A 12,707-nucleotide genomic window follows, 5' to 3' on the forward strand; every position below is an offset into this window, starting at 1 on the left:
TGGGCGCCCTGGCCACCTCGATCACTCCTCGTTTCACACCAACCCGCGCCCGAAGTCGAAAGGCGACCACGGCCGGGGGTCCAGGGGGCTTGCCCCCTGGCGGGGGTCCGGGGGTTCGACCCCCGGGAGACACGGCGGCGGGGATCAGGCGAGCGCACTTCGCGAGCAGACCTCTCCCATCCCCGCCGCCCCTCAGAAGTCGACCGGCGCCGGAACCGCGTCGACGGCTGCCGCGTCGAGCTGCGGGCCGATGCCGAGCTTCTCCTTGATCCGCTTCTCGATCTCGTTGGCGATGTCCGGGTTCTCGCGCAGGAACCGGCGCGCGTTCTCCTTGCCCTGGCCGAGCTGGTCGCCCTCGTAGGTGTACCAGGCGCCCGACTTGCGCACGATGGCCTGGTCGACACCCATGTCGATCAGCGAGCCCTCACGGGAGATGCCCTGGCCGTACAGGATGTCGAACTCGGCCTGCTTGAAGGGCGGGGCCACCTTGTTCTTGACGACCTTGACGCGGGTGCGGTTACCGACCGCCTCGCCGGCGTCCTTCATCGTCTCGATGCGGCGCACGTCCAGGCGGACCGACGCGTAGAACTTCAGCGCCTTACCACCGGTGGTGGTCTCCGGGGAGCCGAACATGACGCCGACCTTCTCGCGGAGCTGGTTGATGAAGATCGCGGTGGTGCCGGAGTTGGACAGCGCACCGGTGATCTTCCGCAGCGCCTGGCTCATCAGGCGGGCCTGGAGACCGACGTGCGAGTCACCCATCTCGCCTTCGATTTCCGCGCGCGGCACGAGGGCGGCCACGGAGTCGATGACGAGGATGTCGAGCGCGCCGGAGCGGATCAGCATGTCCGCGATCTCGAGGGCCTGCTCACCGGTGTCCGGCTGGGAGACGAGCAGCGCGTCGGTGTCGACGCCGAGGGCCTTGGCGTACTCCGGGTCGAGCGCGTGCTCGGCGTCGATGAACGCCGCGATGCCGCCGGCGCGCTGTGCGTTCGCGACCGCGTGCAGGGCGACCGTCGTCTTACCGGAGGATTCCGGGCCGTAGATCTCGACGACGCGGCCGCGGGGCAGCCCGCCGATGCCGAGCGCGACGTCGAGGGCGATCGAGCCGGTGGGGATCACGGCGATGGGCGGCCGGGTGTCCTCGCCGAGGCGCATCACCGAACCCTTGCCGTACTGCTTGTCGATCTGCGCGAGCGCGAGCTCGAGCGCCTTGTCCTTGTCGGGTGCTGCAGGCATGGAAAGTCCACCTCGCTGGTCGGAGCCCCGTCGAGGGCTCTCTGTGTCGGTTCTTCAGCTGTCCGGTCCGACGCTAGCGGCGGGGACCGACAATTCCAGGCGCGGCGCCCAATCTGTGGATCGCTGGACCCGATGTGGACAACACCATAGACGAACACCTGTTCGAGGTCGGCAGCGACACACCCTTGCGGTAGGATTTTCGCCCGCCCGGGTCGGTGCCCGCCCGCACCACCGCAGGTCAGCGTCGTTCGGCCGGGACGTCGAAGGCGTCGCAGACCTCGCGCCAGATCTCCTTCGCCGGGATTCCGGCGGTCAGCGCCTGGTCGACGGTGCGCCCACCGAGCCCGCTCAGGACGTGGTCCCTGGCCAGCACCTGAGCTCGCCCGGAGCCGAACTCCTCGGCCATCAGCCGCCGGAAAACCGTGATTCGCATCGGGTCCACTTTAACCGGCGGGCGCGGACCCACCGGCTACTGACCCGGCTGGACGCTCGCCTCGAAGTAGTCGGCCAGCGTGCCGGGCGTGGTCGCCGCCGCCTGCTCACTCGTGTTCAGCTGGTAGATGAACCCGGCCAGCGGCCGGTCCGACACCGTGAACACGAGCACGGCCGACGTCTTCCCCGCGGCCGACGAGTAGTGCCCCTTCAGCCCGTTGCCGCCCCAGTCGGCCTCGGTGCGGTCGCCGCCCGCCGAAGCGAGCAGGCCGTCGGTGTACTGCTTGAGCACGTCGGCGTTGTCGCCGTGGACGTAGGTCACCTGGGTGCCCGCGCGGCCCGGCGCGGAGCAGGTCGAGGCGGCGCCCAGGCGCTGCGCCGGCGCCGCCGGCCCGTTGCCCATGCCCGGCTTGCAGTCGCCGGTGTCGGCGATCTTCCCGGCGAGCTGGCGCAGGCAGCCGGTGAAGCCCTTGTCGTCCGCCTGGCCCGGCGTCTTGCACTGGTCCGCGGTGTAGGTCGTCACCGAAGACGACGACGTGAGGAAGATCGTGAGGCCCGCCGCGAGCGCCACGACGACCGCCGCCGCGATCCCGATCAGCAGCTTCTTCTTCCCGCGAGGCTCGGCCTTCTCCGGCGCCGGCGAGTACGCCGGGAAGTTCGACGGCATCGGCTGCGGGCCGCTAGGCGGGAAGTTCGACGGCGCGTACCCCGGGTACTGCGGCGGAGGTGGCGGCGCGTACTGCGGGCGGTGCGGCGGGGCTCCCGCGGCCACCGCGCCTTCGACGTTCTGGGTGCGCGCGCCCAGCCCGTCGCGGGCCACGTGCTGCGCGCCGAGCGCGACGGCGGTCTCCGGCTGGTCGAGGCTGCCCGGCACGACGCCGAGCTTCTCCGCGATCATCGTGCCGACCAGCGGCAGCCTGCTCGACCCGCCGACGAGGTAGATACCGGCCAGCCGGTCCGGGGTCAGCCCCGACGACCGCAGCGTCCGCGACAGCAGCTCGACGCTGCGCAGCATCGCGGGGCGGACCAGGCCCTCCAGCTCGCCGCGCGTGACCAGGACGTCCTTGAACGGCTCGGGCATCGGCACCTCGGTCTGCGGGTGCCGCGACAGGGCCTCCTTGGCCGCCTTGACGTCCTCCTGCAGCGCGCGCCGGGTGCGCCGGTCGCCGGTGGACTCCGGGCGCAGCAGCCGCTGCCAGCGCTGCGGGTCGGAGTGCGAGACCTCGCGCCCGACGTGCACCATCAGCGCCTGGTCGACGTCGAGGCCGCCGAGGTCGGGCAGGCCGTCCTCGGCGAGCACGGTGAACCCGTTCTGGGTGGCGCCGACGACCGCGACGTCGAAGGTGCCCGCGCCCAGGTCGTAGACGGCGAGCGCCTGGCCGGGCGCGAGCGACTTGCCGGGGAAGGACGCGAAGTGCGCCGCGGCGGCCACCGGCTCGGGGACCAGCAGGATGTTCGGGCCCATCCCGGCGAGCCGGGCGGCGGACATCAGCACGTTGCGGCGGGTCTGGCCCCACTGCGCGGGGTGGGTCAGCCGGACCTCGTCGGGCTGCTCGCCGCCGAGCTGGCGGGAGGTCTCTTCGAGCACGCGGCGCAGGATGGCGGCCAGCGCGTCGGTCACCGGGACGACGTCGGTGCCGAGCAGCAGGGTCTGCTCGTCGATGCGGCGCTTCGGGTTGGGCTCGAAGCGCGTCGGGTCGAGCCGGGCGCGGCGCTCGGCGTCGCGGCCGACCATGATCGTGCCCTCTTCGGTGGCGAACACCGCCGACGGCATGTTGGCCGAGCCGTCCACTTCGACGACCCGGGGCGGCATCCCGTGCGCCGAAAGCACGGCGACGGTGTTCGACGTCCCCAGGTCCACCGACAGGATCCGCACAGCACTCCCCTTCGCGAAAACACGCCCCGACGGCGCCCGCGGTGATGCTGCCATGCGCGCGGTCACCGTGCGTGCGGACCCGGGAAAGTCGCTGCTCCTTGACGCGGACGGTGATCAAGGTGCACGATAGTTGCACAGTTCGATCATCGAAGTTGAAAAGACTGCGCAAGAAGGGAGGGTCCGGTGCCGAAACTGCTCGTCCTCGGGGACGACCTGACCGGCAGCAACGCGACCGGAGCGCTGTACGCCCGCTTCGGGCTGCGCGCGGTCTCCGTCAACGCGCCCCTGGCACCGGACGCGCCCTGCCTGCGCGCGGAAAGCGGGATCGACGCGCTGGTGGTGAACCTGGGTACCCGGCACGCCTCGCCACCACACGCCGCGCAGGCGGTGCGGGAGGCCATCGAGCTCGCCGGGCCCGTCGAGCTCACGGTGAAGCGCGTGGACACGACGCTGCGCGGCAACGTCGCCGCCGAGACCGAAGCCGTCCTCGCTTCGGCAGCGGAGGCGCGGGCCCTGGTCGTGCCGGCGTTCCCGGACGCCGGCCGGGTCACCCTCGGCGGCCTGCACCTCGTCGACGGCGTGCCACTCGCCGAGAGCCCGGCGGCACGCGACCCGCTGGCACCGGTCGGGTCCTCGCGGGTGCGCACCCTGCTCGGGCCGACCCGCCGTGAGGTCGCCGAGCTGCCACTGGACGTCGTCGAGGCGGGCGTGGACGCGGTCGAGGCGGCCCTGCGCGCACCGGCCGGAATCGTCGTCTGCGACGCCACGACGAACCGGCACCTCACCACCGTCGCCCGGGCCGCGGCCCGGCTCGCGGCCGGTGGCACGCGGTGGATCTCGGTGGACTCCGGGCCGTTCGGCGTCCGGCTGGCCGCGGCGCTGGGCCTCGCACCCGGCCACGGCACCGTCCCACCGGTGCTGGCGGTGGTCGGCAGCATCACCGGGCAGACCCACGACCAGCTGCTCGAGACCGAGCTGGTGCTGGACGCGCGGTACGTCGACGTCGACCCGGAGCGGCCCGACCCGGAAGCGACGGCCGCCGCGGCAGGCGAGCTGCTGGCCGCCGGGCACCGGGTGGTGGGCGTGCGGGCCCGGGCACCCGCGCCGGGAACCCCGGTCGACCCAGCGGTGGCGGCGCGACTGCCGGCCGCCCTCGGCGAGGCCGCCCGGCTGGTGCTCGGTTCGCACCGGATCGGCGGGCTCTACGCCACCGGCGGCGACATCGCCGTCGCGGTCACCAAGGCGCTCGGAGCCGAAGGCTTCGAGATCGACGCCGAAGTACTGCCTCTGGCGGTCGCCGGGCGGCTCTCCGGCGGTCCCCACGCCGGGCTGCCCTTCGCCACGAAGGGCGGCCTGATCGGTGGGAGGGACGCCGCGGTCGCTTGCCTGGAACACCTCAACCACGTCTTGGCCACCGGAAGGAAGAACCCGTGAGCGACCTCCCGATCCTCGCCGTCACGCTCGGCGACCCCGTAGGTATCGGCCCGGAGATCACCCTGAAGACCCTCGCCGAGCCCGAAGCCCTGCAGCTGGCGCGCGGGGTGGCGGTGGGCGACGCTCCCGTGCTGGGGCGCGTCGCCCGGCACCTGGGCCTGTCCGTGGAGATCAACCCGATCGCCACGGTCGCCGACGCGCGCTTCACCACCGGCGTGATCGACGTGCTCAACCTCGGCGTGGTCACCGAAGACCTGCCGTGGGGTGAGGTCAACGCGACGGCGGGAGCGGCCGCCGTGGGCGCGATCGAGGTCGCCACCCGGCTGGCGCTGGCCGGCGAGGTCGACGCGGTGGTGACCGCGCCGATCAACAAGGAGGCCATCTGGGCGGCGGGCTCGCAGCACCTCGGGCACACCGAGATGCTCGGCGAGCTGACCGGGTCGACCCGGTTCAACACGATGTTCTGGGTCTCCGGGCTGAAGATCTTCTTCGCCACCCGGCACCTCTCCCTGCGCGAAGCGATCGACCGGATCACCCGCGAGAACATCGAGCACGCGATCCGGGAGGCGTACACCGCGCTGGAGGTGTTCGGCACGGAGAAACCGAGACTGGCCGTGGCGGCGTTGAACCCGCACGGCGGGGAAAACGGCAAGTTCGGCGACGAGGAGATCGTCGCGATCGCCCCGGCCGTGGCCGCCGCCCGGGCGGCCGGGCTCGACGTCGTCGGCCCGATCCCCGCGGATTCGGTGTTCCACCAAGGGATCCAGGGCCGGTTCGACGGCGTGCTCTCGCTCTACCACGACCAGGGGCACATCGCGTCGAAGACGTACGACTTCGACGGCACGGTGTCGGTCACGGTCGGCCTGCCGATCCTGCGCACGTCGGTCGACCACGGCACGGCGTTCGACATCGCCGGCACCGGCCGGGCGTCGCACGGCACCATGCGGGCGGCGTTCAAGGCCGCGGCCACCCTGGCGCCGTACGCGCGGAAGCTGCCCGTGATCTACCCGCCGGGGGTCCGGTGATCCCCCGCAAGCGCTGGGCGTACGTCATCCCGGTCGCGGTGGTCATGTACATGCTGGCCTACCTCGACCGCACGAACGTCGCGGTGATCCTGCCCTACATCGGCGAAGACTTCCCGTTGTCCGCCAGCGCGAAGGGGCTGGCGAGCGGCATCTTCTTCGTCGGCTACCTCGTGCTGCAGATCCCGGCGGCGGTGCTGGCGGCGAAGTGGAGCGCCCGCAAGACCGTGCTGATCCTGATGATCGCGTGGGCGATCGCGGCGGTGCTGTGCGGGCTGGTGCGGAACGAAACCCAGCTGCACCTGGCCCGGCTGCTGCTCGGGCTGTTCGAGGGCGGCGTGTGGCCGGCGGTGCTGATCCTGCTGGCCTCCTGGTTCCCGCAGGCCGAACGGGCGCGGGCGAACGCGCTGTGGATGACGTGCCTGCCGATTTCGGCGATCCTCATGTCGCCGCTGTCCGGTTTCATGCTCGACCACATGTCGTGGCGCTGGGTCTTCGTCCTGCAGGGGCTGCCACCGCTGGCGTGGGCGGTCGTCTGGTGGTTCGCGGTGGCCGACCGGCCGGCGCGGGCGCGGTGGATTTCCCCGGCGGAGCGCGAGTACCTCGAAACCACCTTGAAGGCCGAAGAAGACGCGAAGCCGGCGTTCGCCAAGCAGGGCTACCGGGATGCGCTGGCGAACCGCCAAGTGCTGCTGCTGGTCGGCGTCTACTTCTTCTGGATCACCGGCTTCTACGGCTTCTCCCTGTGGCTGCCATCGGTGGTGAAGACGCTGACCGGCGGCTCGGCCACCGCCGTCGGCTTCCTGTCGGCCGTGCCGTACGTGCTGGCGCTGGCCGGGATGGTCGCGTGCGCGCACTGGTCCGACCGCACCGGCAACCGGCGGCTCGCGGTCACGGTGCCACTGCTGGTCGCCATCGCCGGGCTGCTGCTGGGCAACCTCGTGCACTGGCCGGCAGCCGCGCAGCTGGTCCTGCTCTGCGTCGTGGCGACCGGCGTGTACATGCCGTACGGGCCGTTCTGGGCGATCCCGAGCCGGGTCCTCGGCATCGAGGTCGTCGCCGTGGCGATGGGCCTGATCAACGCGCTCGGCAACCTCGGCGGGTTCGCCGGCCCCTACCTGGTCGGCTGGCTCACCGACGTCACCGGCAGCGCGACCACCGGGTTCGTCGTGCTGGCCGCGTTCCTCGCCGTGGCCGCCGGGCTGGCGTTCTTCGGGCTGAAACCCGTGACTGTGGAAGAGTCGGTGCATGTCCCAGCCGCGACCAGGCACCCGTGACCGGCGCGCGATGCTGCTGGAAGCCGTCCGCGACGGCTCCGGCGGCATCGCGGAGCTGGCCGAAGAGTTCGGCGTCTCCGAGTCGACGATCCGCCGCGACCTCGCCTCGCTGGCCGGTGCCGGGCACGTCGTCCGCACCTACGGCGGCGCGCTCGACACGGAACGCAGTCCCCGCGAGAAGGACCGGGAGCACGCGGCGGCCAAGGACGCCATCGCCCGGGAGGCCGCCGCGCTCGTCCAGGACGGCGAGGTGGTGCTGCTCGACGCGGGCACGACCACCGGCAGGCTCGCCCGCCACCTCGCCCACCGCGAGGGGCTGACCGTGGTGACCAACGGCGTCACCGCGATCCGCGAGCTCGCGGGCTTCGCCGGGATCGACCTCATCGTCCTCGGCGGCCGGCTGCGGCACCCGAACGAAGCGATCCTCGGCGAGAGCGTGCTGGCGCAGCTGCGGCACATTTCACCCGACCGGGTGTTCCTGGGCGCCGACGGCATCGTGGCCGGCCGCGGGCTGTGCTGCCCGTCACTGGAGCAGTCGGTGGTCAAGCACGCAATGCTCCACGCGGGCGGCGAGGCCTACGTGCTGGCCGACCACTCCAAGCTGGCCAAGGCCCCGTTTTCCTACTGGACGCCACTCGACCGCGACTACCGGCTGATCACCGACGAACCCCAGGTGGACGTCGTGTTCCCGCAGTTCGCCGACAGCGTGATCCTGGCGAACCCGTCCGAAACTGTCGGTGGTGCCGCGCATCATGGACGACGTGGCAGCAACTGACGTTCTCGACCTCTTCTCCCCCGCGACCCGGGACTGGTTCGCGGGGGCCTTCGCCGCGCCCACCGCGGCGCAGGAAGGGGCCTGGCGGGCCGCGCACGCGGGTGAGCACGCCCTCGTCGTCGCCCCCACCGGGTCCGGCAAGACGCTGTCCGCGTTCCTCTGGGCGCTGGACAGGCTCTCCGTGGAGCCACCGCCGGCGGAGGCGACGAAACGCTGCCGGATCCTCTACGTCTCGCCGCTGAAGGCCCTGGCGGTCGACGTCCAGCGGAACCTGCGGGCCCCGCTCGCCGGCATCTCGCAGGCCAGCCGCCGGCTGGGGCTGCCGGTGCCCGGCATCGAGGTGGGCATGCGCACCGGCGACACCACCGCGGCCGAGCGCCGCACCTTCGGCAAGACCCCGCCGGACGTGCTGGTGACCACGCCGGAGTCGCTGTTCCTCATCCTCACCTCGTCGGCGCGGGAGTCGCTGCGCGGCGTGGAGACCGTGATCGTCGACGAGGTGCACGCGGTCGCCGGCGGCAAGCGCGGCGCGCACCTCGCGCTCTCCCTGGAGCGGCTGGACGCGCTGCTGCCGAAGCCGGCGCAGCGGATCGGCCTGTCGGCGACGGTCCGCCCGATCGACGAGGTGAGCGCGTTCCTGGCCGGCGGCCGTCCGGTCCGCGTGGTCCAGCCGAAGCTGGCGAAGACCATCGAGGTCCGCGTCGAGGTCCCGGTCGAGGACATGAGCAACCTCGACGCGCCGCGCAGCGGGCCGGCGCCGAGCCCGCTCGACGCACTGGAGTCGCTCGAGTCGCTGACCGAGGCGTTCCCGCCCGGGGAAATCGCCCCGGGCGGGCTCGGCACGCTGGAGGAGATGGCCGGCAACCCGGTGGAACGGCCGTCGATCTGGCCTGCGGTCGAGGAGCGGGTGCTGAGCCTCATCCGCGCCCACCGCTCGACCATCGTCTTCGCCAACTCGCGCCGGCTCACCGAGCGGCTCACGGCCAGGCTCAACGAGCTGGCCGCCGAGCAGACGGAGCTGACCCCGGCCGACACGTTCCCGGCGGAAGCCATCGCGCAGTCCGGCGTCAGCACCGGGGCGCCGCCGGTGATCGCCCGGGCCCACCACGGGTCGATGTCGCGGGAGCAGCGCACGCACGTCGAAGAGTCGCTGAAGTCCGGGCAGCTGCCGTGCGTGGTGGCGACGTCGTCGCTGGAGCTGGGCATCGACATGGGCGCGGTCGACCTCGTGGTGCAGATCGAGGCGCCACCGACGGTCGCGTCCGGGCTGCAGCGCGTCGGCCGGGCGGGGCACCAGGTCGGCGCGGTGTCGTCCGGGGTGATGTTCCCGAAGTTCCGCGGTGACCTCGTCTCCTGCGCGGTCGTCGCGGAGCGGATGGCGAGCGGCGCGATCGAGGCGGTCCGCTACCCGCGCAACCCGCTCGACGTGCTGGCGCAGCACGTCGTCGCCATGGTGGCGCTGGAGCCGTGGACGGTGCCGGATCTGGCGTCGCTGGTCCGGCGGGCGGCCCCCTTCGCCGCGCTGCCGGACGACGCCCTGCACGCGGTGCTCGACATGCTCGCCGGCCGTTACCCGAGCGAGGAGTTCGGTGAGCTGCGGGCGCGGATCACCTGGGACCGCATCGGCGGCGAGCTGCGCGGGCGGCCCGGCGCGCAGCGGCTGGCCGTCACGTCCGGCGGCACCATCCCCGACCGCGGCCTGTTCACCGTCATGACGCCGGGCGCGGACGACAAACCCGGTTCCCGCGTCGGCGAGTTCGACGAAGAAATGGTGTACGAGTCGCGCGTCGGCGACACCATCCTGCTCGGCACGTCGTCGTGGCGGATCACCGACATCACGCACGACCGCGTCATCGTGGTGCCCGCGCCGGGCGAGCCGGCGCGGATGCCGTTCTGGAAGGGCGACGCACCGGGCCGTCCCCTGGAACTGGGCCGCGCGCTGGGGAAGTTCGTCCGCGAACTGTCCACTTCAGACGATCAGAAGGCGCGCGAGCGGGCCGAAGCGGCGGGGCTCGACGAGCGGGCCTGCGACAACCTGCTCGCCTACCTGGCCGAGCAGAAGGCCGCCACCCGGCACGTCCCGAACGACCGGACGATCCTCCTCGAACGCTACCGCGACGAGCTCGGCGACTGGCGGATCGTCGTGCACTCGCCGTTCGGCGCGCAGGTGAACGCGCCGTGGGCCCTCGCGATCGCCGCGCGGCTGCGGGAAAACCGCGGGGTGGACGCGCAGGTGGCACACTCCGACGACGGGATCGTCCTGCGGCTGCCGGACGCACTGGACGCCGACGGCGGCGAGGTCACCATCGGCGCGGACGACGTGCTGCTCGACCCCGAGGAGGTCGAGCAGCTGATCGTCGCCGAGGTCGGCGGCTCGGCCGTGTTCGCGGCCCGGTTCCGGGAGTGCGCGGCGCGGTCGCTGCTGCTGCCCCGCCGGGACCCGCGGCGCCGGACTCCGCTGTGGCAGCAACGGCAACGCGCGTCGCAGCTCCTGTCGGTCGCGGCGAAGTACGAGCGGTTCCCGGTCGTGCTGGAAGCGATGCGGGAGGTCCTGCAGGACGTCTACGACGTCAGCGGCCTGCGCGAGCTGATGGCCGACGTCCGCGCGCGCAAGGTCCGCCTGGTGGAGGTCGAAACGCCGGCCGCGTCGCCGTTCGCGCGCAGCCTGCTCTTCGGCTACATCGGGATGTTCCTGTACGAGACCGACGCACCGCTGGCCGAGCGGCGGGCGGCGGCGCTGTCGCTCGACTCGGCACTGCTGGCCGAGCTCCTGGGCACCGAAGCGATCCGCGAACTGCTGGATCCCGAAGCCGTCGCCGAGGTCGAACGCTCGCTGCAGCGGCTCGACCCGGAAAGGCACGCGCGCTCGGCCGAAGACGCCGCCGACCTGCTGCGGTTCATCGGCGACCTGACCGTCGAGGAAGCCGCGGAGCGCGGGATCCGGGCGGAGTGGCTCACCGAGCTGGAGGCGGCACGGCGGGCGATCCGGGTGCGGATCGGCGGCGCGGAACGGTACCTGGCCATCGAGGACGCCGGCCGGGTGCGCGACGCGCTGGGCACCGCGCTGCCGGTGGGCGTGCCCGAGGCGTTCACCGAGCCGGTGGCCGACCCGCTCGGCGACCTGCTGTCGCGCTACGCCCGCGGCCGGGGCCCGTTCGCGGCGGCGGACGCGGCCGCGCGATTCGGGCTCGGCACCGCGGTCGTCACCGGGGTGCTCGACCGGATGACCGGCGAAGGCCGCCTGGTGCGCGGCGAGCTGAGCCCGGTCGGGCATCCGGAGACCCACGGCGTCGGCGTCGAGTACTGCGACGCGGCGGTGCTGCGGCGGCTGCGGCGCGCGTCGCTGGCGAAGCTGCGAGCGGAGGTGGAACCGGTCGAACCGGCGGCGCTGGGCCGGTTCCTGCCCGCGTGGCACGGGTTCGGCGGCCGTGTCCGCGCGGCCCCGACGGCGGACGACGTGCTGTCGGTGGTCGAGCAGCTCGCCGGGGCGCCGTTGCCGGCGAGCGCGGTGGAGTCGCTGATCCTGCCCGGCCGGCTGCCGGGCTACTCCCCCGCGCTGCTCGACGAGCTGACAACGGCGGGCGAGGTCACGTGGGCGGGCTGCGGCGCGCTGTCCGGCGGCGACGGCTGGATCGCCCTGGCCCCGGCCGACGTCGCCGACCTGCTGCTCCCCGAAGTCGTCGAGGACATCCCGACCGGCCCGCTGCACGACGCGATCGTGTCCACATTGGAGGGTGGCGCGCTGTTCTTCCGCCAGCTGGTGGACCGCGCGACGGTCCTGGTGGACAAGGCTCCCACCGACGCCGAAGTCGTGGCGGCGCTGTGGGACCTGGTCTGGGCGGGCCTGGTCACGGGCGACACGCTGGGCCCGCTGCGGGCCCAGGTCGCCGGACACGGCGCCCACAAGCCACGGCGCCAAGCACCCCGCGGCCGCTACGCACGCCTGCGAGCGGGGCGGCCCCAGATGCCGTCACGGTCCGGACCGCCGACGGTCGCGGGCCGCTGGGCGCTGACCCCACCACGGGAGACCGACGCGACCCGCCGCGCCCACGCGCGAACGGAGGCGTTCCTGGAGCGCCACGGCGTCCTGACCCGCGGCGCGCTGGACACCGAACGCGTCACGGGCGGGTTTTCCGGGATCTACAAGGTCCTCCGCGGCATGGAGGACACGGGCCAGGTGATCCGCGGCTACGTGGTGGAGGGTCTCGGCGCGGCCCAGTTCGCGGCCAAGGGAGCGGTCGACCGCCTGCGCGCCCTGTCGGGCCCGGGCCGCCCGGCACCGGGCCGCCCGGTGGTCCTGGCGGCAGCGGACCCGGCCCAACCGTACGGCGCGGCCCTCCCCTGGCCGGCGGCAACGGGCGACACGAAACACCGCCCGGCACGCAAAGCGGGCGCACTGGCGGTCCTGGTCGACGGAGTCCCGGCCCTGTACGTGGAGCGAGGAGGCCGATCCCTGCTGAGCTTCACGGAGGAGCGCCAGCCCCTGTCGGAGGCGGCCCAGGCATTGTCGGCAGCGGTCCGCGAGGGCTGGCTGGGCCAGCTGTCGGTCCAACGCGCGGACGGCGAGCAGGCGCTGACGTCGGAGCTGGCGGAGGTGTTGCAGGAGGCAGGCTTCCGCGCCACCCCCTCCGGCCTGCGCCTGCGGGCATGAG

Annotated in this window: 8 protein-coding genes; 5 read left to right on the plus strand and 3 right to left on the minus strand. The window is 73.0% G+C overall.

Going from position 1 to position 12,707, the window contains the following annotated elements; translation table 11 throughout:
- Positions 1–192: 192 nt before the first annotated feature.
- The 3 genes from recA to I4Q55_RS30135 all read right to left on the minus strand — a co-directional run bounded on the left by recA (position 193) and on the right by I4Q55_RS30135 (position 3,547).
- Positions 193–1,239 (minus strand): recombinase RecA, encoded by a 1,047-nt coding sequence (gene recA, locus I4Q55_RS30125; protein ID WP_206792377.1) that lies wholly within the window; start codon positions 1,237–1,239, stop codon positions 193–195.
- A gap of 238 nt (positions 1,240–1,477) precedes the next feature.
- Positions 1,478–1,672, minus strand: a complete 195-nt coding sequence (locus I4Q55_RS30130) for a DUF3046 domain-containing protein (protein WP_091319414.1) — start codon at positions 1,670–1,672, stop codon at positions 1,478–1,480.
- Positions 1,673–1,708: 36 nt separating this feature from the next.
- The gene (locus I4Q55_RS30135; RefSeq protein WP_206792379.1) at positions 1,709–3,547 is read right to left on the minus strand and encodes an Hsp70 family protein; all 1,839 of its coding nucleotides are present in this window, start codon (positions 3,545–3,547) and stop codon (positions 1,709–1,711) included.
- Between the two features lie 183 nt (positions 3,548–3,730).
- On the opposite strand from I4Q55_RS30135, the gene I4Q55_RS30140 reads away from it, so the two are divergent.
- The 5 genes from I4Q55_RS30140 to I4Q55_RS30160 are packed head-to-tail and all read left to right on the plus strand — an operon-like array spanning position 3,731 to position 12,706.
- The gene (locus I4Q55_RS30140; protein ID WP_206792381.1) at positions 3,731–4,981 is read left to right on the plus strand and encodes a four-carbon acid sugar kinase family protein; all 1,251 of its coding nucleotides are present in this window, start codon (positions 3,731–3,733) and stop codon (positions 4,979–4,981) included.
- On the plus strand, positions 4,978–6,006 hold the full coding sequence (gene pdxA, locus I4Q55_RS30145) for a 4-hydroxythreonine-4-phosphate dehydrogenase PdxA (protein ID WP_206792383.1): 1,029 nt from the start codon (positions 4,978–4,980) through the stop codon (positions 6,004–6,006). Before I4Q55_RS30140 ends, pdxA begins: the two co-directional genes overlap by 4 nt.
- On the plus strand, positions 6,003–7,280 hold the full coding sequence (locus I4Q55_RS30150; RefSeq protein WP_206792385.1) for an MFS transporter: 1,278 nt from the start codon (positions 6,003–6,005) through the stop codon (positions 7,278–7,280). The genes pdxA and I4Q55_RS30150 overlap by 4 nt, the downstream gene beginning before the upstream one ends.
- Positions 7,252–8,055 (plus strand): DeoR/GlpR family DNA-binding transcription regulator, encoded by an 804-nt coding sequence (locus I4Q55_RS30155; protein ID WP_206792387.1) that lies wholly within the window; start codon positions 7,252–7,254, stop codon positions 8,053–8,055. Before I4Q55_RS30150 ends, I4Q55_RS30155 begins: the two co-directional genes overlap by 29 nt.
- On the plus strand, positions 8,033–12,706 hold the full coding sequence (locus I4Q55_RS30160) for a DEAD/DEAH box helicase (RefSeq protein WP_206792462.1): 4,674 nt from the start codon (positions 8,033–8,035) through the stop codon (positions 12,704–12,706). Before I4Q55_RS30155 ends, I4Q55_RS30160 begins: the two co-directional genes overlap by 23 nt.
- Position 12,707: the final 1 nt, after the last annotated feature.

The sequence above is a fragment of the Amycolatopsis sp. MtRt-6 genome (assembly GCF_017308975.1).
GTDB lineage: Bacteria > Actinomycetota > Actinomycetes > Mycobacteriales > Pseudonocardiaceae > Amycolatopsis.

What these genes read in the sequence shown, in the direction of transcription:
- I4Q55_RS30130 (WP_091319414.1), bottom strand. Translation starts at nt 1,672, where the DNA reads ATGCGAATCACGGTTTTCCGGCGGCTGATGGCCGAGGAGTTCGGCTCC.
- I4Q55_RS30155 (WP_206792387.1), top strand. Translation starts at nt 7,252, where the DNA reads ATGTCCCAGCCGCGACCAGGCACCCGTGACCGGCGCGCGATGCTGCTG.
- I4Q55_RS30160 (WP_206792462.1), top strand. Translation starts at nt 8,033, where the DNA reads ATGGACGACGTGGCAGCAACTGACGTTCTCGACCTCTTCTCCCCCGCG.
- recA (WP_206792377.1), bottom strand. Translation starts at nt 1,239, where the DNA reads ATGCCTGCAGCACCCGACAAGGACAAGGCGCTCGAGCTCGCGCTCGCG.